The sequence below is a fragment of the Aminithiophilus ramosus genome, assembly GCF_018069705.1.
Classification (GTDB): Bacteria; Synergistota; Synergistia; order Synergistales; family Aminithiophilaceae; genus Aminithiophilus; species Aminithiophilus ramosus.
In genome coordinates, this window is the sequence record NZ_CP072943.1 from 770,689 (window position 1) to 795,934 (window position 25,246).

The following is a 25,246-nucleotide window of genomic DNA, read 5'->3' on the forward strand; positions in this document are numbered from 1 at the left end:
GAGAAGGCCCCGTGGATAGAGAACACCTGACGGAGCACCGTCGCCGGAAAGGCCGGCACCTTGTCTGGCTCCTGTCGACTCTGACGGCCCTTCTCCTTCTCGTCTCCTTTTTTCGCATCACCTTCGGCGACTGGGAGATCGCCCCTCTCCGGGCCCTCTCCCTCCTCGTCGGCCCCGTCGAGAAGGGCTCTCCTGAAGGACTCGTCGTCAGAACGCTGCGTCTCCCCCGGCTCCTTGCCGCCGTCGGCGCCGGAGGGACATTGAGCGTCTCCGGCGTCGTCCTTCAGGGGCTTCTCTCCAACCCCCTGGCCGAGCCCTACACGCTGGGCATCGCATCGGGAGCGGCTTTCGGCGCCGCCTTCGCCTTCTCCTTCGGCGTCCCCCTGACGGCGACCTCTTTCATCGGCGCCTTCGGCGCCCTCTGCCTTTCCTGGTTTCTGGCCCGCCGCGCGGGAGGGGCAACGACGGCCTACCTCGTCCTCGCGGGGATCATCGTCAACGCCTTCCTCTCGGCCGGCGTGACCCTCCTCAAGGCTCTGGCCGACGATCGTCTCGCGGCGATCGTCCTCTGGCTCATGGGAGGTTTTTCGGGGGCGACGATGGAGGGCGCGATGGCCGTCTGGCTCGGGGGAGCCCTCGTTTTCATCCCGGCCTTCATAAAGGGACGCGAGATGGATGCCCTCTCCCTCGGCGAGGGAAGAGGAGCCCTGCTGGGTATCGAAGAGGGGCGGCTCCGCCTCCTCCTGCTGGCCTCGGCGACCCTGGCCACGGCACTGACCGTTTCACGCTTCGGCATCATCGGCTTCGTCGGCCTCGTGGCCCCCCATCTGCTGCGTCTTCTTCTCGGCCCCGAACATCGGCCCCTCCTTCTGGCCTCCTTTCTGGGTGGCGGCGCCCTTCTGGCCGCCTCCGACGGTCTGGCCCAGAAACTGGGCGAACTTCCCGTGGGCGTCATCACGGCTCTTCTGGGCGGCCCCGTCTTCTGCTGGATTCTTCTTAGGGGAAGCCGTCGGTGACGGCCTTCCTGACGATGAAGGAGCTCTCCGTCGCCTATGAGGGCAAAACGGCCCTGCAGGGCCTATCGACGTCTCTCCCGTCGAAAGGCCTCACGGCCCTCATCGGTCCCAACGGCAGCGGCAAAAGCACCTTCCTGAAGACCTTGGCGGGGCTTCTCCCCTACTCGGGCAACCTGATCCTCCAGGGAAGGGAACTGCGTCTTTGGCGTCGTCCCGACCTGGGACTCAAGGTGGGACTTCAGACGCAACAGGCGACCTTCACCTTTCCTTTCTCCGTCTGCGACGTCATCGCGATGGGACGCCTTCCCCACAGCCGGAGTTTCGCGAGGCCTCACGGCGACGATGTTTTCGTCCTCGAAGCCGCCAGGGCCGTCGATGTCGAGGACCTCCTCCTTCGCCCCGTCACGGCGCTGTCGGGCGGAGAGGGGCAGCGGGTCATGACGGCCCTCCTTCTGGCCCAGGACCCCGATCTCTTCCTTCTCGACGAGCCCACGTCGGCTCTCGATCCCCGCCAGGCCCTGGCCATTCTCGCCCTCCTCCGTCGCCTGGCCGGGAGGGGAAAATCCGTCATCGCCGCCGTCCACGACGTCAACCACGCCCTGACCTGGGCCGATTCCGTCATGGCCCTCAAAAGAGGCCGCCTCCTTTTTCACGGAGAGGCCTCAGCCGTTGCCGGCCCCCTCCTCGAAGAGGTTTACGACACCCCTTTCGAGGCTTACCATTCGAAAGGAGGACAAACGCTTTGGCGCGCCTCGTCGCTCTCGTCACCCTGATTCTGACCCTGGCCGCCCCCGTCGAGGCGGAAGGGCCGCAACGCATCGTCTCCCTCTACCCCGGCCACAGCGAGAACATCGTCGCCCTGGGCGCGGGAGACCGTCTCGTCGCCCTCTCGCGGAGCGACGACGACGGACTCCTGCCCGACCTTCCTCGTCTGAGCCCCAAAGTGGGAGGAGAGGCCCTCCTGGCCCTGGCCCCCGATCTCGTCATCGCCAGGAGTCTTGTGCTTCGTCTCAACCCCGCCCTGGAGCCGACCCTCGCCGAGGCGGGCATTGCCCTTCTCTGCCTCGACCCTCCTCTCTGGGAGGACTTCGACACCTACCTGCGCGCCTTGTCCACAGCCCTGTCCGCCGACGCCGACGAAGCGGTAGGGAGAGCCGCCTCGCTCCGTCGCGCCCTGGCCGACGAAGCCGAGAGCCGTCGCGGAGGAAGGCCTAGGCCCCGCGTCTTCATCGAGGCCACGGAAAAAGGCCTTCATACCTGCGCTCCCCATTCCTGGGCCGCCCGTCTCGTGACCCTGGTCGGAGGGGAAAACATCGCCGCGACGGAGGGAGAAGAGGAGGAGGCGAAACCCCTCATGGCCTGGGGGATCGAACGCTTTCTCAAAGAGGCCCGTCTGGGCCTGGATATTTACATCGTCCAACAGGGGACGATGAACGGAGCCACCGTCGACGACGTCCGCCGGCGCCCCTGGATGGAACCTTTCGGTGGCGTGAAGGTCGTAGCCGTCGAAGAAGGCCTTCTGAGCCGCCCCTCTCTTCTCGGCCTCGAAAGAGGAGGACGGGAACTGATCGATATCTTCTACCCCAGGGAGGAATCTCTGCCATGAGCGACACCTACGCCGACAGCCCGGAGCGGATCGAGACGAAAAGCCTCGATCTCATCGACTCCCTCCTCCCCTCCTACGGAATCGCCGACGACCTTTTCCCCCTGGTCCGCCGCGTCGTCCACGCCTCGGCCGATTTTTCCCTGGCCAACCTCGTCGCCGCCACCTGCCCTCTGGCCGATCTGGCCCACACGCTGGCCCAGGGCGGCCCTCTCTTCTGCGACGTATCCATGGTGGCCTCCGGCATCTCTCCTGCCCTGCTGGACCGGACGGAGCTGAAACCCCTTTCCCTCATCCACGACGAGAGGGTGGCCCGCCTTTCCGCCCGATCGGGGAAGACTCGGGCCATGGCCGCCGTCGACCTCGCCGTCGATGAGGGCGTGAGCCTCTTCGCCTTCGGCAACGCCCCGACGGCCCTTTTCCGCCTTCTCGAACGGGCCGCCCAGGGAGCGCCGGTCCGCGTCGTCGTGGCCATGCCCGTCGGCTTCGTCGGTGCCGCGGAGAGCAAGGAGCGTCTCCTGGCGTCGGGACTTCCCTCCGTCGTCCTCAGAGGGCCTCGAGGCGGCTCCAATCTCTGCGCCGCAGCCGTCAACGCCCTGATCCGCCTGGCTTTGGACCTGCGATGACGACGCCTCTCCGCTACGGTTTCACGACGGGAACGGCGGCGACGGCGGCGGCCCTCGGCGCCCTTCTCTGGCTCCGAGGCGAGGGAAGAGGTGCCGTCGACGTTCTCCTCCCTGACGGCACCTCTCTCCGCCTGCCTCTGGCCGGCGTCCGCCGGACCGAAGAAGGAGCCGAAGCCTGGGTCGTCAAAGACGGCGGAGACGATCCGGACGTCACTTCGGGACTCCCTGTCGTCGCCTCCGTGCGCTATGCCGACGAGGGCCTGACCCTCGTCGCCGGAGAGGGCGTGGGAAAGGCGACACGCCCGGGCCTTCCCGTCGCCGTAGGCGAGGCGGCCATCAACCCCGGACCTCGGGAACTGCTCCGTCGTCATCTCCTCCCCCTTCTCCCTGCAGGACGGGGTCTCGAAGTAACCCTCTCCATCCCCGGAGGCAACGAGGCGGCCAAAAGGACCTTCAACCCCCGTCTGGGCATCGAGGGAGGACTTTCCATCCTAGGAACCCGGGGTCTCGTCGTCCCCATGAGCGACGAGGCCCTGGTGGCGACGATCCACAGCGAACTCTCCGTTCGGGCCGCAGAAGGTCTCCGAAGCCTCTGCCTCGTTCCCGGCAACTACGGCCGCAGCCTCGCCAGGGGGCTGTCCATCGCCGACGAGAGGATCGTCACGGTGAGCAACTACGTGGGCTTCGCCCTGGAAAAGGTGCGAGATCTCCCCCTCGAAGAACTCCTCGTCGTCGGCCAGGTGGGCAAGCTCATGAAGGTGGCCGGAGGTTCTCTCCACACCCACAGCCGTTACAGCGACGGAAGGAGGGAGACCTTCGCGGCTCTGGCCGCCGCCGAGGGAGCGACAGCGACGGAGGTGCGGGACATCCTCGAGGCCAACACCCTGGACGAGGCCGTGACGACGACTCGGGATCGCCCCTGGTCCGAGGCCACCCTGATGCGAGGAGCCACCAAGGCCGCAAAAGTCATGAGCCTCGTCGCTCCCGCCGTCCGGACGGTGGCCGTCGTCCTTTTCACCCTGCCCGATACCGTCGTCGCCTCGACGGCGACGGAGGATTTGATTCGGAGAATGGGGGATCGACCGTGAGGGAAACGAAGGGTACCGTCTGGTGCATCGCCCTGGGGCCGGGTTCGGAGGAGTACGTGACGCCTCAGGCCCGGAAGGCGATGGAACGCTTCGATCGCTTCATCGGCGACGGACGCTTCTCCTCCCTCCTCCCTCCGGGAGCCCATCTCGAGCCCCTTCCTCCTTTGGCCGAACTCTACGCCCGCATCGAGGACCTGGCCGAAGGAGAAGAACTGGCCCTCGTCGTCAGCGGCGATACGGGCTTCTACAGCCTCGCCTCTTCTCTGGCCCGACGTTTCGGCGACAAGGTGATCTGGATCCCCGGCATCTCGAGCCTTCAGATTCTCGCCTGCCGCATGAGACGGAGCTGGGCCTCCCTGCCGGCTTTCTCCCTTCACGGCCGGCCCTTCGAGGGGAACCTCCCCGAAGGAGAGTTCGTCCTCCTCCTCGGCGAATCCCTTTCCGTTCCGGACCAGATCGCCGACGTGGCCCTCCGACTGGCAGAAACGCGACGAGCCGTCCTCGCCTGGGACCTGGGCCTCCCCTCGGAGAAGCTCACGGAAGGCCCCCTTGGCGATCTGGCCCGACGGGAACCCGAAGGACGGCTGGCCCTGCTTTGGGTGATGCCATGACCTTCGCCCTTCGCGAGGACCGTCTCTTCCGTCGCCTCGACGCCGTCCCCTTCACCAAGGGGCCGATACGGGCCCTCATCGTAGGCCTTCTGGCGCCTCTCGAAGGCCGGAGGCTCATCGAGGTGGGCAGCGGATCGGGAGGCGTCACCGTCACTCTGGCCGAGGCCCTCGGTCCCCGAGGGGAGCTCTGGGCTCTGGAGCCGTCGCCGGAGGCCTTCGGACTGACGAAAGAGAATCTCCGCCGTTTCGGCCTTGCCGACAGGGTCCATCTCGTCGCCGAGGCCGCTCCGTCGGGACTGACCTCCCTTCCGGCCGTCGACGGCGCCTTCATAGGAGGCCACGGCCCCCACCTGGAATCCATCGTCGAGACTCTCTGGGAGAAACTCCTCCCCGGCGGTCGTCTCGTCCTCTCGGCCCTTCTCCTCGATACGGCTCTGGCGGCCCTGAAGCTTTTCGAGGAACGGGGACCGACGGAGGCCTGGAACGTCTTCCCGGCACGAGGCAGAAAGCTCGGACCCTCCTGGGCCTTTCTGGGAGAGAATCCCATTTGCCTCGTCTGGTGCGACAAGAAACCCCAAAAGGAGGAACAGCCATGACGCGATCCGTTCTCTTCGTCGGCGCCGGCCCCGGCGACCGCCGTCTCATTACCGTCAGGGGCCGTGAGGTTCTGGAGGCGGCCGATCTCGTTCTCTACGCCGGGAGCCTCGTCTCTTCCGACCTGCTCGACTGGTGCCGCGACGATTGCCGCCGCGTCGACTCGGCCTCTCTTGATCTGGAGGCCCAGGTGAACCTCATGGCCGAGGCCGTCGAGGCGGGGGAAAAGGTCGTCCGCCTTCATACGGGAGACCCAAGCCTCTACGGTGCCATCGCCGAACAGATCGCCCTCCTCCGCGAAAGAGCGATCGACGTCGCTCTCATTCCCGGCGTGAGCAGCTTTCAGGCTGCCGCGGCGCGGCTGGGCATCGAGTACACGATTCCAGGCGGCACGCAGACCGTCATCTGCAGCCGCAGAAAGGGACGGACGTCCGTCCCCGACGGAGAATCGCTGGACCGCTTGGCCTCCATCGGGTCGACCCTGGTCCTCTTTCTCAGTTCCGGCCAGGTCAGGGCCGTCGTCGACGACCTGCTGGCGGGGGGAAGGGACGGAACCACGCCGGCCGCCTGCGTCTATCGGGCAACCTGGCCCGACGAGCGCATCGTCCGCACCTCTCTCTCCGACCTGCCCCGGGCCATGGAGGAGGCCTCCATCGTCAACCACGCCCTCATCATCGTCGGCGACTGCCTCATAGCCCCCGGGGGGCGGAGCCGCCTCTACGACGGAGCCTTCTCCCACGGTTTCCGCCGAGGAGGATCCCCCTCATGACGACAAAACCCCTCTACGTCCTTTTTTTCAGCGACAGAGGGGAAGAGAGGGCCTCTCTCCTATCCCGGAAATTGGGGGCCCTTCTCCTCCGCCCGAAGGGGCACCTCACGGAGACGCTCTCCCGACATTGGTCCGGCGCCGGAGCCTTCATCGCCGTCGGAGCGGCGGCCATCCTCATCCGAGGCGCCGCCCCTCTTCTGAGCGATAAGGCGGCCGATCCGGCCCTCATCGTCGTCCCCGAAGACGGGGCCTTCGTCCTTCCCCTCCTGGGGAGTCACCTCGCAGGGGGACTCGATCTGGCCCGACGGTGCGCCCAGATCCTCGACGCGCCCTGTCTCCCGACGACGGCCACGGACCGCAGAAACGTCACGGCTCCCGATCTTTTCGCCTCCCGCCTCGGCTGGCCTCTCCTGGGGAAAAGGGCCCTGACGGAGCTCAACGGTCGGTTGGCCGACGGCGGGAAGCTCTCCTGTTTCGTCGACCCCGACCTGGACGGTCTTCCGCCTCTCCCCTGGGGATACAGCCTCGTCGAGACCGCCGATAAGGCTCAGCTTCTCATCTCCTGGAAAAAGATCTCCCTCTCGGCCGCCCAATGCCAGATCGTCCCCCCTCTGATAACGGCGGGAATGGGCTGCCGTCCCGGAACGACGGGAGAAGCCCTTCTGGAGGCCCTCGAAAAGGGGCTGGAGACTCTTGGCCTCCGCAGGGAAGCTCTCTGCCGGGTGGCGACGATCGACAGAAGAGCGTCCGACTCCTCCTTCGCCGCCGGCACCGCCTCCTGGGGGCTATCCCTCGTCACCCTCACGGGAGAGGAGATCGGAGCCGTCGAGGGCGTCTTCTCGCCGAGCGCCGCCAGACGCCATCTCGGCCTTCCCGGCGTGGCCGAACCCTGCGCCGCCCGCTTCGGCCGCCTTCTGGCGCCCCGTTCGACCTTCGGAGGCATCACCGTCGCCTTCGCCGCGGCGCGTCCCGTCTTTCAGGGAAAACTCGCCGTCGTCGGGACAGGGCCGGGCAACGGCCGATTCCTGACCGCCGAGGCCCGGGACGTTCTCGAAGGGGCCCAGGTCCTCGTCGGCTACGGGCCCTACCTCGACCGTCTCCCCCAGGCCCTCAAAGAGAGGAAAGAGATCCGTCGTTTCACCATGGGAGAGGAGGAGGAACGGGTCCGCCTCGCCCTCGATCTGAGCCGAAAGGGCTACGACACGGCCCTCGTCTCGGGAGGCGATCCCGTCCTCTTCGGCATGGCCGGTCTGGTCCTCAACCTCGCCGGAGACAAAGAAATCCGTATCGTTCCGGGCATCTCCGCCGTCCAGGCCGCAGCCGCCCTTCTCGGCGCTCCCTACACGAACGGCCTGAGCTGCATCTCCCTGTCGGACTACCTCCAGCCCTGGCCCGACGTGATCCGTGCCCTGGAAGGGGCCGCCGCGGGAGGATTGGCCGTGGCCCTCTACAACCCCGTACGGCGAGGCCTGGAGGAAAAATTGGCCGAAGTGGCGCGCATTTTCGCCGACAGGGTCTTTCTCGTCGCCGTCCGCAACGTCGGCCGCGACGACGAATCGCTCCGCTCCATCCCCTTGGAAGAGCTCCATGCCGATGTCATCGACATGACGACCCTCCTCTTCCTCCCGCCTCGGGGCGCCCAATGGAGAGGGAATCGCCTCATCGACAGCCGAGGCTACGGCGCCGAAGGAGAAAAAAAATGAAGATCCTCCTCTTGGGCGGGAATGCCTCGGCCCGGGTCCTGGCCGAGAAGCTTCTCGCCGAGGGATTCGACGTCACACTCTCCGTGGCCTCTCAAGAGGGACTGGCCACGGTACCGCCAGGCGCTCAGGTCCTCGTCGGCCGTCGAGACGGACCGCTCTGGAGCCGGACGCTGAAGGAGGAACGCTTCGACGTGGCCGTCGACGGCGCCCATCCCTTCGCCGTCGACGCCCGAAAGACCTTTCGCGAGGCCGCCTCCTCCCATGGCCTGCCCTGGTTCGCCCTGGAAAGATCGAGCCTGATCCCGCCGAGAGCCCATCTCGCCGCCGACGTCGACGGAGCTCTCGAAGCAGCGCTTTCTTTGACCGAACCGGGCCATGTCGTTTTTCTTGCCCTGGGCGTCAAGATCCTCCATCGGGCCGTGCCGGTCCTCAAAAAAGCGGGGCGATCCGTGGCGGCCCGCATCCTGCCGACGAGGGAAAGCCTCGCCAAGGCCCTCGATTCGGGCCTTGAGCCGACGGAAATCGTCGCCCTCTGGGGAGCGCCTGAGGCCGATCTCGAGAGAGCCCTTCTCGTCCGATGGAAAGCGGCCTGCCTCCTCTGCAAGGATTCGGGGGTCGAGGGCGGAATAAGGGCCAAAGCGGAGGCGACGGAGGCCCTCTCCATCCCTCTCGTCGTCATCGGCCGTGAGGAGAAGGGGAACGGTCTCGACGAAGAGACTCTGTTGCTGGAATTGAAACGGATGAAGGCGGAGGGGCAAGAGCTCCGCGAAAGGGAGGAATGACCGTGAAACTCATCGCCGTCGGCGTCGGCCCCGGAGACCCCGAGCTGATAACCCTCAAAGCCCTGAGGCGTCTCCGAGAGGCCGAGCTCGTCCTCGTCCCCCTCTCCCGCAAGGGACGATCCAGCGTGGCCCAGGAGATCGTCTCGGCCCATCTCGACATCGACATGCTGCCTTTCGTCTTCCCCATGGACGGAGACGACCAGGTCCGGACGAAAGCCATAGCCGATCAGATCGAGACGCTGCGCCCTCTCTGGCAGGGCAGAGAAACGATCGCCCTCCCCGTCATCGGCGACGCAGCCCTCTACGCGACGGCAGCCTATCTCTACGACGTCTGGAAAGGGATCGAGCCGGACCTCTCTCTCGAACTGATCCCCGGCGTCTCGGCCCACTCCCTGGCAGCCTCCAGGGTCGGAGCCTTCCTGGCCCTGGGAGAGGACCGCCTGGCCCTTCTGCCGGGCACGGGCGACCTGGAAGGGCTGACGGCGGCTCTGGCCGCCTGCGACGTGGCGGCCCTCTACAAGGCATCGGCCCTGAAGGAACACCTTCCCTCTCTCGTCGAGAGGACGGGCCCCTGGAAAAGGATGGTCCGCGTCGAGAGGGCCGGGTTGGCCGACGAACGCATCCTTGAAGGCCCTGCCGCAGCAGAGGCCACGGGGGAATATCTTTCGACGCTCCTTCTTTGGCGATGAGGCAACGATGAGCGGCTGGCAGGCCCTCCTCAAGGGAGAGCTTATCCTGACGGGCAACGTCCTCTTCGGGCTCCTCCTCGGAGAGATCCTCCTTCGCCTCCGACCGGCCGAACGACTCCTGAGGCGTTTCCTGCCGGCGATGAAGAGACGGGGCATCAGCCCCGTCGTGGCAACGGCCCTGGCCACGAGCCTGGGCTCCTCCCGGGCCGGAGCCTCCCTTCTCGCCGTGGCTCACCGCGAGGGGCGCCTCAGTGACGAGAAGGCTCTCTGGGGCACCCTCTCTCTTGCCTTCCCCGGCTATCTCAGGAGGTGGATCACGACGGCCACCCTCTCGGCCAGCCTGGCCGGAATGACGGGAGCCCTCTTCGCCTCCGTCATTCTCCTCCGCAGCTTTCTGCGCTTCGCCCTCGTCCTTCTTCTCATGGGACGAAACGGAGAAGAGGAGATCGACGAGACCGGCGAGATCAGCGGCCCCCGAGTCACCGGCCTCTACCGCCGCGTCCTCGTCACCCTGCCCTGGGCCTGGACCTTCTACGCCTTGGCCTTCACCTGCGTCCCCCACCTGGAACGGTTCCTGAAGGGGCTCATGGGCGGCGACCTCCTTCTCCCTCCGGCGGGGTGGGCCGTAACCGCAGCCGGTTTCGGCCATCTCTCGGCTTCTCTGGCCGCGGCGGGAGCCAGCCTCTCCCTGGGCGACCTGACGCGGAGCGAGGCTCTCTTCGCCCTCCTCCTGGGCAACGCCCTGGGGCTCTTCACCCGAGCCCTGCGTCAGAACGCCGCCTTCTGGTTCGGACTCTTCCCTCGCGACCTGGCCCAGAGAATCCTTCTCTGCCATTTCGCGACGACGACACCCCTCTCCCTTCTGACTCTCGTCGCCGCCGCCCTACCCCTGATCGGAAGGTGATTGCATGCGTCTTCTCTGTCTCTCCTTCGACCACCGAAGCTCTTCTGCGGCCCTGCGGGCCGATCAGGCCCAATTCTGGGCCGGGACGGAACCGGACGGCGGACTTTTTTTCGAATGCCTCACCCTTTTCACCTGCAACCGCTTCGAACTCTTCGCCGTCCCCGGCCCCCTCTGGGAGAGCGACGCCCCTTCTCTTCCCCCCGAGGGGCACCTCCTTCAGGGAGGCGACGTGGTCCGCCATCTTCTTCGCCTCCTTCTGGGCCTGGAGAGCCTGGCTCTGGGGGAGGAGCAGATCGTCGGCCAGTTCCGCCGAGCCTACGACGAGGGGAAAAAAGGCTGCGGCCCCGTCCTCCACCATCTCTGCCAGCACGGCCTGTCCCTGGCCTCGACGCTTCGAAGCCGCTACCATCCGGGGAGAGCTCCCTCGACGGCCTCTCTCATGGTGGACCGATTCGAGGAAAAAGAGGGGAAATCCCGTCGCGTTCTCGTCATTGGCTGCGGCCGGATCGGTATTGAGACGGCCCGCATACTCAAAGGACGGGGTCACGACGTAACGCTCGTCAACAGGACCGAATCGAAAGGCCTCGAGGCCTCGGTCTCCCTGGGACTTCCCCTGCTCCCCTGGTCCAGGCTTCACGAAAAGGCCGCCACGGCGGAGGCCCTCTTCGTCTGCACCTCTTCGCCCCAACCTCTGCCCGACATCCCCCCTCGGGGTTTTCGGGGAAGCCTCTTTGATCTCGGAGCCACGCCACAGGTCTCCCCCTCGGCAGGAAGAGATCTCGTCAATCTCGACGACATGGCCTCCGAGAGGGACCGCCTGCTTGGCGATTACGGTCGTCTCTTGCTCCGACTCGAAGGGGAGGCCCAGGAGGCGGCCGAGAAACTCTGGCGCGAAATGGAGGATAGACGAGGCGACGTCTATCGCCGTCTCGCCCTGGCCCGCGCCCGCGACGTGGCCCTTTCGAGGGCGGCGAAGACGGCCCGCCGTCAGGGCTGGGACGAGAAAGTCCTGGAGGAGCTGGCCTGGAGCGTCGTCAAAGGCGTCCTCCATCCCCTGTTGGAGGACAAGGGAGCTCACGCCGGAAGGGCCTGGAAACTTCTGGCACGGGAGGAGAGAGAATGAAGGGCCCCTACGGACTTCTTGTCGCCCTGCGAAACGACGAGCCCCTCCTCGTCGTCGGAGGCGGTCCCCTGGCGGAACGGAAGATGGCGACCCTTCTCGGGGCGGGCTGTCGCCCTCATCTCGTCGCCCCCGTCCTGACCGAATCGCTCCTTGCCGATCATGACCGGGGCGCCTTCGACTGGGAGCCCCGGGAGGCGACGCGAGAGGACTTCCGGGCCTTCCGCCTCGTCCTTCTGGCCCTGCCGCCAGGGGAGACGGAGAAACTTCTTCCCTGGGCCAGGGAGGCCCGATGCCTCGTCAACTGCGCCTCCTCCGCCGAGAAGGGCGACTGGGCCCTTCTGGCCCAGTTCGACAGCGGCTCCTGCCGCGTCGGAGTGGGCTCGGGAGGATACGATCCGGCCCTGGCGGCCGGGAAGAAAGAGCTAATCTGCCGTTTTCTGACGGACCGAGAGGTGAAACCATGAAGGCTCATCCCACTCTTCTGACCCGGGGAAGTCCCCTGGCGCGACGCCAGACCGAGCTCGTCCTAGAGGCCCTCTGTGGCTTCGGCCACGACGGCTGCTGCCGCGTCGTCCACAGCTGCGGCGATCGGGACAGGATGACCCCCCTGAGCGCCTTCGGAGGCTTCGGCGTCTTCGTCAAAGCCCTTGAAGAGGCCCTCCTTGCCGGCGAAGGAGACGGTGCCGTTCATAGCCTGAAAGACGTTCCCTGCGACCTCGCGCCGGGACTCGAGCTGGCCTGTCATCTTCCCCGAGGATCGGCCCGGGATCTTCTCGTCACGGCCGACGGCCTCTCCCTGGCCGATCTGCCTCCCGGGGCCCGAGTCGGCTCGTCCAGCCTCCGTCGCAGGGCCCAGCTCCTGAGAGCCCGTCCCGACCTGGAGATTTCCAGCCTAAGAGGCAACGTCGAGACCCGTCTCCGCCGCGTCGACGAGGGCGATCTCGACGCCATCGTCCTGGCCGAGGCCGGCCTTCAGCGTCTCGGCCTCGACCGCGACGGCGCCCGTCCCTTACCCTTCATCACCGCTCCCGGCCAGGGCATCGTCGTCGTCGAGGCCTCCCCCTCGTCGGCCTGGTTCGAGGCCTTCCGCAGCCTCGACGACAGATCGACGCGCCTTCAGGCCCTGGCCGAACGTTCCTTCCTCGCCCAGGTCGGACTGGGCTGCCACCTCCCTCTGGCCTCGGAGGCCCGATGGGAGGGGGACCGTCTCGTCCTGACGGCCGAGATCCTCTCCCTCGACGGGGTCTGGACGGAGCGGGAGAGCCTAAGCTCTGCCGTCGTCGACGACGAGGGAGCCGTCGGGCTGGGACGGGAGCTCTGGACTCGTCTGGCCTCCCGCCCTCAGATGGAGACTCTCCTCGCGGCCTGCCGTCTTCCGATGGAAGCCGGTGTCCGCCCATGACGGTCCATCTCGTCGGAGCCGGCTGCGGCACGCCGGCCCTTCTCACTCTGGCGGCGAAGGAGATCCTGAGCCGGGCCGACCACGTCGTCTACGACCGGCTCATCCATCCCGACCTCCTTCAGCTCTGCTCCGCCTCGTGCCGATTCCACCCCGTGGGGAAGCGCCGCGACGACCACTTTCTCTCTCAGGAAGGCATCAACGGGCTCCTTCTCTCCCTCGGACAGGGGGAGGGGACGGTCGTCCGCCTCAAGGGAGGCGATCCCTTCCTCTTCGGCCGCGGCGGCGAGGAGGCCCTGGCCCTCCAGGAGGGAGCCGTCTTTTGGCAGGCCATCCCCGGCCTCTCGGCGGCCCTGGCCGGAGGCATGGTCGGCCTGGGACCGACTCAGAGAGGGCTGGCACGAAGCCTCACCGTCGCCACAGGCCAGACGGAGGAAGAGGCCCTCGACGGCGCCTTCTGGTCCGCTCTGGCCGCATCTCCGGGGACGTTGGCCCTTTACATGGCCGTCTCCCTCTTTCCCGATATCGCCCGTTCCCTCCAGGAAGGAGGCCTCTCCCCTCAGACGGCCGCCGCGGCCGTCACGTGGGCCGGGTGGGGGCGGGCCAAAGTCTGGCGGGGGACCCTCTCCGGCCTGGCCGAGGCGGCGAGAAGAGGCGAGGTCAGAAGTCCTTCCATCCTCTACGTGGGCGCCGTGACCGAACTTCCCCTGAGACCTTCGAGAGGGCCACTCCAGGGACTTCAGATCGCCTGCTGCCGTCCGGCCCCTCAGTCCTGGGAGACGGCCCGATTCCTGGAGACCTTCGGAGCCGACGCCTACAGCCTGCCTCTCCTGAGACAGGAGGGGCTCGATGTCTCCGTCTTCCGTCGCTCTCTGCCCCGGGCCGACTGGATCGTTCTCACCAGCCCCAGGGGGGTCCCCCTCCTCAAGGACGCGGCCGAGGACCTGCGCCGCATCCGAGGACGTCTGGCCGCCATCGGGAAGGGGACGGCCGAGGCCCTGAGGCGCCAGGGGCTCGTCGCCGACGCCGTGGCCGCGCCCGAGACCTCGCAGGGGCTGGCGCGACTCCTCTCTGAAGTCGTCGTCGAGGGCGATCGGGTCCTCTTCCTCCGCAACGAGCGGGGTTCGGACCTCGCCGTCGAGGCGGCCCGATCGCAAGGGGCCGTCGTCGAAGAGTGCGCGGCCTATCGCATGGTTCCCGCCGCCGTCCCCGCCGAGGAGCTCTATCGGGAACACTGGAGCGACTCGCCCCTCGACGCCGTCCTTTTCGGCAGCGCCGCCCTGGCCGAAGCCTGGAGGGATCGTTTCGGCCCCCTCGCCGAGGGCTGCAGGGCCGTCGCCTGGGGAAGGAACTGCGGCGAGGCCGTCCGCGATCTTTTCGGCCTCGAACCCTGCGTCATGGAGACCCCCCATCTTCATTCCCTTGTGGAGACTTTGAGAGGAGCTTTCGACCGTGGCTAAGGCCCTCATGATCTGCGGCACCACCAGCGATGCGGGAAAGAGCCTACTCGTGACGGGCCTTTGTCGCCTCTTCTCCCGGAGAGGCCTTCATGTCGCCCCCTTCAAGTCGCAGAACATGGCCCTCAACGCCTACACCACCCGCGGCGGAGGCGAAATCGGCCTGGCTCAGGCCCTCCAGGCCGAGGCCTGCGACCTCGATCCCGACCTGCGCTTCAACCCCGTTCTCCTCAAGCCCCAGGGCGACAGCAGGAGCCAGGTCATCGTCATGGGCCGTCCCGTCGCCTTTCTCGGAGCCCGGGACTACCATCTCGACTTCTGCGAAACGGCATGGAAGGCCGCCGACGAAGCGCTCCAGAGCCTCCGCAGGGAGTACGATCTGATCCTCCTCGAAGGAGCCGGCAGCCCGGCCGAAATGAACATCTACCATCGCGACATCGCCAACCTGAGGGCCGCCAGAGCCGCTTCGGCGCCCGTCCTTCTCCTGGGCGACATCGAAAGAGGCGGCGTCATCGCCTCTCTCGTGGGCACGCTGGAAGTCCTGCCCCGAGAGGACCGAGGCCTCATCCGAGCTCTGGCCGTCAACAAATTCCGCGGCGATGTCTCCCTCTTCGACGACGGGCGCAGCTACCTCGAGGAGAGGACCGGCCTTCCCTTTCTGGGCGTCATTCCCTACGCCGCCGGTCTTTCCATCCCGGCAGAAGATTCCCTGGGCATCCGCGACTTCGGGTCGGGACCGCTCCGCATCGCCGTCATCGCCCTCCCTCATATGGCCAATTTCAGCGACTTCGACGCCTTCGCCGACGAGGGATGCCGCATCCGCTTCGCCAAAGACCCCTCGGATCTGGAAGGGGCCGACTGCATCGTCCTTCCCGGAACGAAAACGACTTTGGCCGATCTGCGCTTCCTGCGGGCCAAGGGCTTCGATCGGGCCATCGAGGAGGCCGCCGGAAGGGGAGTCCCCCTCTGGGGGATCTGCGGCGGCTATCAGATGCTGGGCCGTCGCCTCGTCGACGGCGTCGAAGAAGAGGGAGAGGCCCAGGGACTGGGCCTCCTCGAGGCGACGACCTTCTTTTCCCCTCAGAAGGCCGCCTTTCCCGCCGAGGCCCGCGTCGCCGACGACGCCCCCGGCCCCTTCTCCGCCATCAGGGGACAGACGATTCGAGGCTATGAAATCCACTCGGGCCTCACCTCCGCCGATTCGCCGCCGCCTCTGCGTCTTCGTCGGCGCGGCGAAGAGACCACCGACGTCGCCGACGGAGCGACGGCACGGGAAGGCCAGATCTTCGGCACCTACCTCCACGGCCTGGCCGACGATCCCCTCTTCCGGCGAGCCCTGGTCAACTGGCTTCGAGAGAGGAAGGGGCTGACGCCTCTGACAGGCCGGGCCCGATCGGGGCACGAGATGCGCCTCGAGGCCTACGACAGGCTGGCCGATCACCTGGAAAGGAACCTCGATGTGGAACGTCTGGAACGCATCATCGAAAAAGGCCTCTGAAAAACTTTCCCCTGCAGCCTTGACGGGACTCGAAAAAATCATAAAAGACAAGAAGGAGATCGATCATGAACAACATCGAAGCGTTTGAGCGGGCCGCGTCGGTCCTCGTCGGCGGCGTCGACAGCCCCGTAAGGGCCTGGAAGGGCGTCGGCGGCACGCCTCTTTCCTTCGTCGGAGGCCGGGGCGCCTACCTGGAAGACGTCGAGGGGAAAGGCTACGTCGATTACGTCGGCAGCTGGGGGCCCCTCATCGTCGGTCACAGCCATCCTCAGGTGGTCCGGGCCATCTGCGAAAGGGCACAGAGAGGGATCTCTTTCGGCGCTCCGTCGCCTCTCGAGACGAAGCTGGCCGAGACGATTCGTCGCACCTTCCCCTCCATGGAGAAGATACGTTTCGTCACCTCCGGAACGGAGGCGACGATGACGGCCCTTCGTCTGGCCCGAGGCGCCACGGGCCGTTCCCTCGTCGTCAAATTCGCCGGCTGCTACCACGGCCACCACGACGGCATGCTCGTCTCCTCCGGAAGCGGCTCTCTCACCCTCGGCCAGCCTGACAGCGCCGGCGTCCTCCAGGAGGTGGCCCGCTGCACCGCCGTCGTTCCCTACAACGACAGGGAGGCCGTCAAGGCCCTCTTCAACGCGAGAGGCCAGGACATCGCCGCCGTCATCGTCGAGCCCTGGGCGGGCAACATGGGTCTCGTTCCGCCCCTTCCCGGCTTCCTCGAGGAACTTCGGAACCTCACGGCCGGGCATGGAGCGCTTCTCATCTTCGACGAAGTCATCACGGGCTTCCGTACCTCCGAGGGCGGCGTCCAGCAGAAAAAGGGCATCAGGCCCGATCTGACCTGTCTGGGCAAGATCATCGGAGGCGGCCTTCCCGTCGGCGCCGTCGGAGGCCGGGCAGAGGTCATGGATCATCTGGCCCCCCTCGGGCCCGTCTATCAGGCCGGAACTCTGGCCGGCAACCCTCTGGCCATGGCCGCCGGACTGGCCACGCTCGAGGTCCTCGCCTCCCCCGGAGTCCGGGAAAAACTGGAGGACCAGTCTGCCTTCTTCGCCGAAGGCCTCGCCGAGGCGGCCCGCTCCTGCAACCTGCCCCTTTCCGTGACGCGTCTCGGCTCCGTCCTGGGACTTTTCTTCTCCTCCTCGGTGCCCCGCAACCTCGACGAGGTCCGCGCCACCGAGGGCAACCTCTATCCCCTCTTCTTCCACGCCATGGTCCGGAGGGGACATCTTTTCGCCCCGTCGCCCTTCGAGGCCACCTTCGTCTCCCTCGCCCACGACCGATCCGTTCTCGAAAGCACTCTCGGCGCAGCCCTGGAGGTCTTCTCCGAACTCGCCGAAAGGAGACAATGATCATGGCCGCCCAATTCCCCCGCATGAGACTGCGCCGCCTCAGGAGCCACGACCGCCTTCGGACGATGATGGCCGAAGTCTCCCTCGAGAGACGCCATCTCATCCTCCCCCTTTTCGCCGTCCCGGGCAGCGGGATCGAGAGCCCTATCGCCTCCCTTGAAGGAGTGAGCCACTTCAGCGTCGACCGCCTCCTTCCCTTCGTCGAAAGGGCCCTGGAGAAAGGCATCGGCGCCTTTCTCCTCTTCGGCCTCCCCGAGCGGAAAGATGCCCGCGGCGACTCGGCCTCCGACCCCCAGGGGCCGGTCCAGCAGGCGCTCCGTGAACTTTCGGAACGCTTCCCCGAGGCTCTTCTCGTCACCGACGTCTGCCTCTGCCAGTACACCGACCACGGCCACTGCGGCCTCATCGACGGCGACGTCATCGACAACGACGGGACACTGAAACAGCTCGCCGCCGTCGCTCTCAGCCATGCCGAGGCGGGAGCCCACATGGTGGCCCCGTCGGACATGATGGACGGCCGGGTGGGCGCCATCAGAACCGCCCTCGACGCAGGCGGGTTCGCCTCCATTTCCATCATGAGCTATGCCGCCAAGATGGCCTCGTCCTTCTACGGTCCCTTCCGCGACGCCGCCGACAGCGCCCCCGGCTTCGGAGACCGGCGCACCTACCAGATGGCCGCCACCAACGGCAGGGAGGCCCTCCGCGAGGCCCTGGCCGACGAGGAGGAGGGGGCCGACATCCTCATGGTCAAACCGGCCCTGACCTGCCTCGACATCCTGGCCCGCCTTCGGGAGAAGACCCTCCTCCCCCTGGCGACCTACCTCGTCAGCGGCGAGCGGATGATGCTCCGATCGGCGGCCGCGGCGGGCCTTCTCGACCTGCGCCGCGCCACCCTGGAGGCCCACCTGGCCTGCCGTCGGGCCGGGGCGGATCTGATCATCACCTACGACGCCCTCGACCTGGCCGACTGGCTCGATTGAGGAAGGGCCTGGACGAAAAGGACGATTTGGGGCACAATACCTCTCGCACCCCACACCGAAAGGAGCCTGACATCGATGAAACGAACCCCCCGGACAACCTTTCTCTCCCTTCTGGCTCTCGTCACGGCTCTGGCTCTCGCCGTCACGGGAACATCTCCCGCGGCGGCCCAGGGAGAGACCGGCAAGGGACAAGGAGGCAAAATCATGGTCAAACTGGAGACGAACAAGGGCGATATCCTTCTGGAACTCGACGGAGAGAAGGCTCCCAAGACGACGGAGAACTTCCTCGCCTACGTCCGAGAGGGTTTCTACGACGGCACGATCTTTCACCGCGTCATCGACAATTTCATGATCCAGGGCGGTGGCTTCGACGAGGCCATGAGCCAGAAGGAGACGCACGACCCCATCGAAAACGAGGCCGACAACGGCCTGAAGAACGAGGCCTACACCGTCGCCATGGCCCGCACCCAGGACCCCCATTCGGCGACGGCTCAGTTCTTCATCAACGTCAAGGACAACGTCTTTCTCGACCACACCTCCCCCACGACGCGGGGATGGGGCTATGCCGTCTTCGGCAAGGTCGTCGAGGGCCGGGACGTCGTCGACGCCATCAAGGCCGTCGCCACGGGCAACACCGGCTTCCATCAGGACGTTCCCGTCGAGCCGGTCCTTCTCGTCAAGGCGACCGTCGTCGAATAGACGACAAGGCGACAAGAGAGGGGGCCCTTTCCGGGGCCCCCTCTCTTGTCGCCTAAGGGGAGGGAAAATCGCCGGTGGCTTTTCTCACGGATTTTGAGGCTCCTCGCTATTTTTTGTGCGGGTAGGGGGGCCAGCTGAGATCAGAGCCACCTGCTAGGATAGGGGACGAAGTTCATTCTTCTCCATCAGGAGGTCCCGCCGTGAATGACCTGAAGCCCTTTCTCGAAACGATTCTGGAACTGGCAGATCCTTGGTTCATCGATGAGATCACCTTCGATCAGGAACAGGTCAGAATCGATATCTATCTCGACTTCAGGAAGGGCGGGACCTTCTCCTGTCCCCTCTGCGGTACCGGCGGCTGCAAGGTCCACGATTCGACGATGAAAAGCTGGAGACACATGAATCTCTTCCAGTACAAGGCCTATCTCCACGCCCGCCTTCCCCGTGTCGACTGCCCTTCCCATGGGATCCATACGGCCAAGGTGCCCTGGGCTCGGGAGGGTAGCGGCTTTACCCTGCTTTTTGAGGCCTTCGCCATGTCCTTGATCCGTTTTATGCCCGTGGCCTCGGCGGCCCGGATTCTCGACGAGTGGGACACACGGATCTGGCGCATCGCTCACCATTACGTCGACAAGGCTGTCGAGAAGCAGGATCTTTCGCATGTCACCGCCGTCGGCGTCGATGAAACGGCCAGAAAACGGGGCCACAACTACATCTCGGCCTTTGTCGATCTCGAGCGTAAAGGCGCCGTCTTTGTGACGGAAGGCAAAGGCAAGGACGTCCTTCAAGCCTTCAAAAGCTTCCTCGAAGGGCACGGAGGTAGCCCGGATCAGGTCAGCGACTTTACCATCGACATGTCGCCGGCCTTCATCACCGGCATCGAGGAGCACTTCCCCGAGGCCCGGATCACCTTTGACAAGTTGCTTGTCTGCAAACTCATGAACGAAGCTCTCGACGAGGTTCGTCGCATGGAGCAGATAGAGAACAGAGGTCTGAAGAAAACGCGTTTCATCTGGCTCCGTAACCCGGAGAACCTGACGAAAGCTCAGAAGGAGACGCTCGACAGCCTGACCGGATCGAGGGCGAATCGCAAGGTTGCTCGTGCAGAGTCGAATCAAACTGGCCTTGCAGCAGGTCTACTGTCGCAACAGCCGTTGGGCCGGCTACTTCCTGGACAGAGAGTACGGGTGGGCCAGTCACAGTCGCCTCGCTCCGATAACGAAGTTCGCGAAAACGGTCAAAAGGCATAAGGAGGGCATCTTGAACTACGTCAAAACCAGGAGCACCAATGGCATACTTGAGGGTCTGAACAGTCTCTTCAAGGCAGCGGCAGCCAAGGCGAGAGGCTTTAGAACCGTACGCAACGCCATCACGGCTTATTACCTCGTAGCCGGAAGATTTGAACTGGGGTTACCTGAGATTGGTAACGTTACCCACACTAAATAGCGAGGAGCCAGAAACCTCTTTGCCTATTGAGTTCAACGCAGGGGCTTCCGCCGACAAGGGGAAGCCCCTGTTCTGTTGGCATGAAGAGGGGGCCCGAAGGCCCCCTCAAGGTCGTGCTGTCCGCTGTCGGTCGGGTCACTCGTCGGGCCAGAACCACCAGTGACTTCGAGGGATCGGGCGGCCCAGAACCTCTTCGGTCTCCTTGCGGTAGGCGGGCCAGGAGAGACGGCCTCCGAGAACCTCCTTGACCCGTCGGTGGAACGTGCCGTCCTCGCGAAGAGTCTGCCAGACGGCCGTCCATGCCTCAAGATAGCCGATCTGGCGGGCTGTCAGTTCGGGGCGCAGGAATTCGAGGGCGCTGCGGATCTCGAGCTCGTCGAAATCCATCTCCCGCATCCAGGGGGGCAGCTCGTCGCCGAGCCAGAACGTGCCCGACTCGGAACATTCCTTGATGAACGCGTCCAGGCCCTTCACGGCAGGCCAACACCTCATCTGGTCCTCGATCACCCGGAGAATCTTCGCGTCCATTTGGCTATCCCCCTCATGGGCAACTCCAAGGCGACTTCGGCCCTGGCCAGGCGTTTGACACCGGCCCTCCCACGGAAGAGAGGGAGGTGAGAACACTCTCTTTCACGATCTTTCTCTTTTCCCCTCCCCCGTCGGAGGCCAGGCCCGACGGGAAGGCCAGACGTCAGGGCTTCCGCAGAAGGGCCAGAGCCGGCAGGAGGAGCAGGGCGGCCGACGGGACAGGAAGGGACCGGCAGCCGCCGGAGCCGGAGGAGCGGGCCTGGACGACAAAAAGGGCCCCCGCCAGACCGTCCGGAGAGAGGCCGTCGCCGTCGCAAAAGGTCAGCTCCAGGTAGCGGTCTCTCCCGTCGAAGACGAAAGAGGCCAGCCCCTCTTCCACGAGATCGCGTCCGTCGAGCAGAACCGTGGCCGACCGATCGGCGTGGAAACGCACCGTCAAGGAACCGCTCCCGAGATCTTCTATCTGGGACCTCGGCAGGGAGAGATGAAAGGCGTTCCCCTCCTCTCCGCCGATCTGGGCCACAAGGGGCGTCAGGCTCGCCGTCCCCTCATCATGAAGGCTCAGAGCCGAGACGACGGTCCCCTCGATGGACAGGGTCAGGTCCCGCGCCGTCCCGCCGAAATCGACGGCCGCAAGACGAAGGACGCACCCCGCGTCAAGAAAAGTCAGCACGTCGGCGTTCTGCCGGGCCCGACGGGCCGTGGCCTCGGCCGAAAGGAGTTCGGCGCCCGATTCGGAGCGGACCTCGTCTCCGTCGGGAAGGAGAGGGACCACGGAAGCCACGGGAAGGGAGGCCGCCTTCGTGAAGGCCTTGAGACAGACGTTGCTGTCGGCCTTGGCGACGGAAAGATCCCGCCAGGCCGCGCCGTCTGAACTGACATAACTCTCCCCCCTGCCGGCCCTGGCCTTGCCGCTGTAGCCATCGAGAGGGCTTTCGACGGCGACGGGGAAGGCATAGCCCGGCGTCGTCATCCGAGCCACGACGGCAAAAGATCTTCCGGGAACCAGATAGGGAGACTCGTCGAGACGGATCATCCGGTAACCGGGGAGATCCAGAAGGCCCTCCTGAATCGCGATAAGCTCGCCGCTTCGGGGGACGTCGACGTCTCCCCCCGTCCAGACCTCGACGCGATAGGAGGTCCCTGCGGCCAGAGCGTAGAGAGAGAGGGCCTCGAGGCTCTCGACGACGACGTCATCGCTCTCGACGATTCCCCGGGCCCCGAAGACGTTGGACATCCAGGCCGTCTCGCTTTCGAAGCCCCAGCTCTCGATCCAGCCCAGAGGATCGTACTGGTAGAGGGCATCGAAGGACTCTGCGGAACCGCCGACGAAAAGGGCCGGGTTCCTCAACGTCCCGTCGGCATAGGATATCCAGAAATACCCCTCGTCGCCGAAGGATTCGGCCCCCCAGCTGTTCTTCACCAGCCAGGCTCCGTCCCTGCCGGGATCGGCCCTGAAGTTCGCCGCCGGATAGGCATCGTCCCAGCCGGCGAGGACGACGCTGTGGCCGCTGTGGTAAAGCCTTTCGGGACAGTAGTAGGAGTCCGTCTCACCGTCGTAGGCGTCGTTGGCCCACTCCATGCTGAAGACGAGGGCACCGTATTCCGTAAGGGCCGCCTTGACGGCCGCCTCCTCGAAGGCCTCTCCGAGAAGGTAGACCTCCTCCAGACGCCCCGCGACCGCATCCGAGGGAAGAGGGGTCGTCTGCCTGTCCCAGGGAATCACGTTCTGGTAGGGACGGGCCGACTCGGCGACGGCTCCCGTCCAACGGGCCAGGAGGGCCGTCGACTTCCATGCGTTGCCGCCCTGATCGAAGATGGGATCGCCTCCGAAAGAGGGATCGTCGTTGGTGTCGAAGGCGGGGAGGCTTTCGCTCTCGTCGACGGAACGGAAGTAGGCCAGATGCCATTCGGAAAAGTCCAACGTCTCTCCTCTCCCCTTGAGGAAGGTCGATTCCAGCGACCCGATGGCCCCGAAAGCCCAGCAGGTGCCGTAAGGGCTCTGGTCGCGGACGGCCGTCATCTCCCCTCTTTCCCGGAGATCATAGGCCGAAGGAAAGGCCGACGCCGAAGAGAAGGCGGGGAGAAGATCGCTCCCTTTCAGGTGGGAGATATCGACGGGAGAGGGGCTTTCGCCGAGGGGATGGCTCTCTTCCGAAGCATAACGGCCCTGACGGAGGAAACGGTCCACGTACTGGAGGAACTCCCCGTTGGCGGGGGCAGAAGAACCCGTCGCGGCCACGGCCGCGACGGGCGAGAAAAAGAGAAGCAGCGACAGGAAAACGGTGATCTGCAGTTTCTTCCCGCCCGTCACGAGGACACCCCCCTCATGCGAAATCGAATCGGTCGGAGAAAACCGCCCCGACACAAGGGCTCCAAAACGCTATTTCGGCTTGCCCCCTCATCGCACCGTCAGAACCGCCACGTGAATCCGGGCCGGAGGGAGGGATTCCCAGGGACGGCGATAGACGAAAGAGAGCGTCGCCGTTCCCTTCGTCAAGGCCCGGAAGAGCCAGAGCTGATGAGCCCCGGCACCGCCCCGGCCGCGAGGGGAGCGCTCCGGTTCGGGCTCTTCCATGACGACACCCGCGGTCCTGACCACGGCCCCGTCGCCGGCTCCGTCGAGTGACCAGGAATAGCCCGTCGAAGGGTTCGTCGGAATCCGCACGACGAACGTGCCGCCTGAAGGCATTTCACCATATTCGAGACTCACGAAGAGAGCCCCCGCCGAGGGGAGACGAACCGAATCGAGGCGCGCCGAAGGGTGACCGTCCCTGTCCCAGCGTAGGGCCACGGAAGTTCCCTCGAGACCGGCCAGGACGAACTCCCCTCTGCCGTCGGAGAGGGCCGAGACCGCCCTCTTGCCGTCCCAGCCGCGAATGCGGATCCCTGCCAGGGGCTCGCCGCAGCCGTCCCGGACCAGTCCCTGAATGTGGGGACCTTCGGCGGCGGAGCAAGAAGCGAACAGCAGGACCGACAGAAGGATCGAAGAGAAAACCTTCCAGTTCATGGAGATCGCCTCCTTCAGATTTTTCCGAGACGGCACCGTGTAAATTCGGTTTCATCTTCAGCCGAGTATACCAGGACGAAAGAACGACGCCAACGTATAATGGGGAGAAAGAACTCCGCCCCTCACCTTGCGGGAAAACGCGAGGGAAAGGGCCGCGAAGACAGGCATCCCTCCTCCGAAATTTTCGTGCGCCCTCGCCGCCTCGAACCGGCAGACGGAAAAAGGCGGAACTCTCCATCGGCCCGGCAGGGAGCCGACCGGAGGCCCGAGAACTTTCCCTCGAATAAGCGGATCTGGCGGAGTCTGTCCCGGCAAGCCTGCGGATCGGGATGGCCCGTCAAAGCTCGATCTTTTCCCGGAGGTCCCCATGAAGGCTTCGCTGAAATCCTTTCTGTTTTCCTGGGCCGGCTATTTCGGCCTTTTCGTCAGCACCTCCCGCTGCCCCTGTTGCGGCCAGCCTCTTTGCCCGAAAGGCACGCCCGTCATGATCCTCTTGGCGGCCCTCGCCGCCGCGGCGGGACGATGGCTGAGAGGCGTTCGATCCAGGGCCGGGAACTGAGGACCTCACTCCCGGCACCATCGACGGTAGCGGTCCAAAGAGACGGCCGGATGGTTGTAGCGGTTTCGCCCGGCCGAGGAGCTTCTGTTGTACTGGAGGGCTTTCTGGGGACACCAGTGGAAACAGGCGAAGCAGCCCACACAGCGGTGCAGCCACCGAGGCCGTTTTCCTTCGAGGACGATGTTGCCGACGGGGCAGAGTTCGGCGCAGAGGCCACAGCCGACGCAGTTTTCGTCGGCGAAGAAGCGGCGATCCTCGCCGGAGACCCGCTCGAAGGCCTTGCCGTTGATGAACTCCGAAAGGGCACGGAGCGCTCTCCCCGGAGGAGAGACCTCGCGCCCCTCCCTGACGGCCTCGGCGACGGCGTCGAGGGCCCTTTCTCCTCTGTCGGCCAGGTTCTGCCTCTTCCGCCCCGAAGGGGGATTGGAGAGGGGCGGGTAATTTCCGGCCATGGTCACGTGAAAGGCGGCCCGGACGGAGAGGCCCCGTCGACGGAGCACCGTTTCCGCCAGGGCCGAGGCGCCGAGAGGCATGCCGGCGCTGTTCGGAAGCAGGTAGACGGAGGCTCCGTCCGTCGATAGCCGCTCCATGAAACGGCGCACGACGGACGGGAGGCCGAAAGCGTGGACGGGAAAGACGAGTCCCACCGTCTCGCCCGAGACCCGTTCCTCCTTTTCCGGATGGCGGGCCATGTTGATCAGCTCGCAGGCGCCGAGCCGCCGGCCCAGGCCTTCGGCCAGGGCCAGGCTGTTGCCCGTCGAGGAGTAGACGTACAGACGATGCATGGCGATTCCTCCTTCTTCATCT

Annotated in this window: 27 protein-coding genes; 23 read left to right on the forward strand and 4 right to left on the reverse strand. The window is 65.7% G+C overall.

Annotated features, from left to right (window positions below):
- Nucleotides 1-11: 11 nt before the first annotated feature.
- From KAR29_RS03440 to KAR29_RS03545, 22 genes are all read left to right on the forward strand, one after another.
- Complete coding sequence (locus KAR29_RS03440) at nucleotides 12-1,016, forward strand: FecCD family ABC transporter permease (RefSeq protein WP_274374243.1); 1,005 nt, start codon at nucleotides 12-14, stop codon at nucleotides 1,014-1,016.
- Nucleotides 1,013-1,789, forward strand: coding sequence for an ABC transporter ATP-binding protein (locus KAR29_RS03445; RefSeq protein WP_274374244.1), 777 nt, complete (start codon nucleotides 1,013-1,015; stop codon nucleotides 1,787-1,789). The genes KAR29_RS03440 and KAR29_RS03445 overlap by 4 nt, the downstream gene beginning before the upstream one ends.
- Nucleotides 1,759-2,622: an ABC transporter substrate-binding protein gene (locus KAR29_RS03450; RefSeq protein WP_274374245.1), complete on the forward strand. Its 864-nt coding sequence runs from the start codon at nucleotides 1,759-1,761 to the stop codon at nucleotides 2,620-2,622. Before KAR29_RS03445 ends, KAR29_RS03450 begins: the two co-directional genes overlap by 31 nt.
- The gene (locus tag KAR29_RS03455; protein ID WP_274374246.1) at nucleotides 2,619-3,245 is read left to right on the forward strand and encodes a precorrin-8X methylmutase; all 627 of its coding nucleotides are present in this window, start codon (nucleotides 2,619-2,621) and stop codon (nucleotides 3,243-3,245) included. The genes KAR29_RS03450 and KAR29_RS03455 overlap by 4 nt, the downstream gene beginning before the upstream one ends.
- A complete protein-coding gene (gene cbiD, locus KAR29_RS03460; RefSeq protein WP_274374247.1) occupies nucleotides 3,242-4,333 on the forward strand; it encodes a cobalt-precorrin-5B (C(1))-methyltransferase CbiD in 1,092 nt (363 codons plus the stop codon). The genes KAR29_RS03455 and cbiD overlap by 4 nt, the downstream gene beginning before the upstream one ends.
- Nucleotides 4,330-4,944, forward strand: a complete 615-nt coding sequence (gene cbiE / locus KAR29_RS03465) for a precorrin-6y C5,15-methyltransferase (decarboxylating) subunit CbiE (RefSeq protein ID WP_274374248.1) — start codon at nucleotides 4,330-4,332, stop codon at nucleotides 4,942-4,944. Before cbiD ends, cbiE begins: the two co-directional genes overlap by 4 nt.
- Nucleotides 4,941-5,540: a precorrin-6Y C5,15-methyltransferase (decarboxylating) subunit CbiT gene (gene cbiT / locus KAR29_RS03470; protein WP_274374249.1), complete on the forward strand. Its 600-nt coding sequence runs from the start codon at nucleotides 4,941-4,943 to the stop codon at nucleotides 5,538-5,540. Before cbiE ends, cbiT begins: the two co-directional genes overlap by 4 nt.
- Nucleotides 5,537-6,307, forward strand: a complete 771-nt coding sequence (gene cobM / locus KAR29_RS03475; protein WP_274374250.1) for a precorrin-4 C(11)-methyltransferase — start codon at nucleotides 5,537-5,539, stop codon at nucleotides 6,305-6,307. Before cbiT ends, cobM begins: the two co-directional genes overlap by 4 nt.
- Nucleotides 6,304-8,010: a cobalamin biosynthesis protein gene (locus tag KAR29_RS03480; RefSeq protein WP_274374251.1), complete on the forward strand. Its 1,707-nt coding sequence runs from the start codon at nucleotides 6,304-6,306 to the stop codon at nucleotides 8,008-8,010. The genes cobM and KAR29_RS03480 overlap by 4 nt, the downstream gene beginning before the upstream one ends.
- On the forward strand, nucleotides 8,007-8,792 hold the full coding sequence (gene cobK, locus KAR29_RS03485) for a precorrin-6A reductase (protein WP_274374252.1): 786 nt from the start codon (nucleotides 8,007-8,009) through the stop codon (nucleotides 8,790-8,792). Before KAR29_RS03480 ends, cobK begins: the two co-directional genes overlap by 4 nt.
- The gene (locus KAR29_RS03490) at nucleotides 8,789-9,481 is read left to right on the forward strand and encodes a precorrin-2 C(20)-methyltransferase (protein WP_274374253.1); all 693 of its coding nucleotides are present in this window, start codon (nucleotides 8,789-8,791) and stop codon (nucleotides 9,479-9,481) included. The genes cobK and KAR29_RS03490 overlap by 4 nt, the downstream gene beginning before the upstream one ends.
- Before the next feature lie 7 nt (nucleotides 9,482-9,488).
- Complete coding sequence (locus KAR29_RS03495; RefSeq protein WP_274374254.1) at nucleotides 9,489-10,385, forward strand: hypothetical protein; 897 nt, start codon at nucleotides 9,489-9,491, stop codon at nucleotides 10,383-10,385.
- A 4-nt stretch (nucleotides 10,386-10,389) separates the two neighbouring features.
- Complete coding sequence (locus tag KAR29_RS03500) at nucleotides 10,390-11,508, forward strand: NAD-binding protein (RefSeq protein ID WP_274374255.1); 1,119 nt, start codon at nucleotides 10,390-10,392, stop codon at nucleotides 11,506-11,508.
- The gene (locus KAR29_RS03505) at nucleotides 11,505-11,972 is read left to right on the forward strand and encodes a precorrin-2 dehydrogenase/sirohydrochlorin ferrochelatase family protein (RefSeq protein WP_274374256.1); all 468 of its coding nucleotides are present in this window, start codon (nucleotides 11,505-11,507) and stop codon (nucleotides 11,970-11,972) included. Before KAR29_RS03500 ends, KAR29_RS03505 begins: the two co-directional genes overlap by 4 nt.
- The gene (hemC, locus tag KAR29_RS03510) at nucleotides 11,969-12,910 is read left to right on the forward strand and encodes a hydroxymethylbilane synthase (protein WP_274374257.1); all 942 of its coding nucleotides are present in this window, start codon (nucleotides 11,969-11,971) and stop codon (nucleotides 12,908-12,910) included. The genes KAR29_RS03505 and hemC overlap by 4 nt, the downstream gene beginning before the upstream one ends.
- The gene (gene cobA / locus KAR29_RS03515; protein WP_274374258.1) at nucleotides 12,907-14,367 is read left to right on the forward strand and encodes a uroporphyrinogen-III C-methyltransferase; all 1,461 of its coding nucleotides are present in this window, start codon (nucleotides 12,907-12,909) and stop codon (nucleotides 14,365-14,367) included. The genes hemC and cobA overlap by 4 nt, the downstream gene beginning before the upstream one ends.
- Complete coding sequence (locus tag KAR29_RS03520) at nucleotides 14,360-15,862, forward strand: cobyric acid synthase (protein WP_274374259.1); 1,503 nt, start codon at nucleotides 14,360-14,362, stop codon at nucleotides 15,860-15,862. Before cobA ends, KAR29_RS03520 begins: the two co-directional genes overlap by 8 nt.
- A gap of 65 nt (nucleotides 15,863-15,927) precedes the next feature.
- Nucleotides 15,928-17,217 (forward strand): glutamate-1-semialdehyde 2,1-aminomutase, encoded by a 1,290-nt coding sequence (gene hemL, locus KAR29_RS03525; RefSeq protein ID WP_274374260.1) that lies wholly within the window; start codon nucleotides 15,928-15,930, stop codon nucleotides 17,215-17,217.
- Nucleotides 17,218-17,219: 2 nt separating this feature from the next.
- Nucleotides 17,220-18,197 (forward strand): porphobilinogen synthase, encoded by a 978-nt coding sequence (hemB, locus tag KAR29_RS03530; RefSeq protein WP_274374261.1) that lies wholly within the window; start codon nucleotides 17,220-17,222, stop codon nucleotides 18,195-18,197.
- Between the two features lie 75 nt (nucleotides 18,198-18,272).
- Nucleotides 18,273-18,896, forward strand: a complete 624-nt coding sequence (locus KAR29_RS03535; RefSeq protein ID WP_311135611.1) for a peptidylprolyl isomerase — start codon at nucleotides 18,273-18,275, stop codon at nucleotides 18,894-18,896.
- A 200-nt stretch (nucleotides 18,897-19,096) separates the two neighbouring features.
- Complete coding sequence (locus KAR29_RS03540) at nucleotides 19,097-20,146, forward strand: ISL3 family transposase (RefSeq protein WP_274374262.1); 1,050 nt, start codon at nucleotides 19,097-19,099, stop codon at nucleotides 20,144-20,146.
- A complete protein-coding gene (locus KAR29_RS03545; protein ID WP_274374906.1) occupies nucleotides 20,067-20,342 on the forward strand; it encodes a transposase in 276 nt (91 codons plus the stop codon). Before KAR29_RS03540 ends, KAR29_RS03545 begins: the two co-directional genes overlap by 80 nt.
- 135 nt (nucleotides 20,343-20,477) lie before the next feature.
- Here the strand turns inward: KAR29_RS03545 and KAR29_RS03550 are convergent, their stop codons facing one another.
- The 3 genes from KAR29_RS03550 to KAR29_RS03560 all read right to left on the reverse strand — a co-directional run bounded on the left by KAR29_RS03550 (nucleotide 20,478) and on the right by KAR29_RS03560 (nucleotide 23,880).
- A complete protein-coding gene (locus KAR29_RS03550) occupies nucleotides 20,478-20,870 on the reverse strand; it encodes a hypothetical protein (RefSeq protein WP_274374263.1) in 393 nt (130 codons plus the stop codon).
- A gap of 163 nt (nucleotides 20,871-21,033) precedes the next feature.
- Nucleotides 21,034-23,184 carry a C1 family peptidase gene (locus tag KAR29_RS03555; protein ID WP_274374264.1) on the reverse strand — a complete coding sequence of 717 codons (2,151 nt, stop codon included), beginning with the start codon at nucleotides 23,182-23,184 and terminating at the stop codon, nucleotides 21,034-21,036.
- An 87-nt stretch (nucleotides 23,185-23,271) separates the two neighbouring features.
- Complete coding sequence (locus tag KAR29_RS03560) at nucleotides 23,272-23,880, reverse strand: protease inhibitor I42 family protein (protein WP_274374265.1); 609 nt, start codon at nucleotides 23,878-23,880, stop codon at nucleotides 23,272-23,274.
- A 367-nt stretch (nucleotides 23,881-24,247) separates the two neighbouring features.
- Here KAR29_RS03560 and KAR29_RS03565 point away from each other — a divergent pair, with 367 nt between their 5' ends.
- Complete coding sequence (locus KAR29_RS03565) at nucleotides 24,248-24,439, forward strand: hypothetical protein (RefSeq protein ID WP_274374266.1); 192 nt, start codon at nucleotides 24,248-24,250, stop codon at nucleotides 24,437-24,439.
- 5 nt (nucleotides 24,440-24,444) lie between these two features.
- Here KAR29_RS03565 and KAR29_RS03570 read toward each other — a convergent pair whose 3' ends face one another.
- On the reverse strand, nucleotides 24,445-25,224 hold the full coding sequence (locus KAR29_RS03570) for an EFR1 family ferrodoxin (RefSeq protein ID WP_274374267.1): 780 nt from the start codon (nucleotides 25,222-25,224) through the stop codon (nucleotides 24,445-24,447).
- Nucleotides 25,225-25,246: the final 22 nt, after the last annotated feature.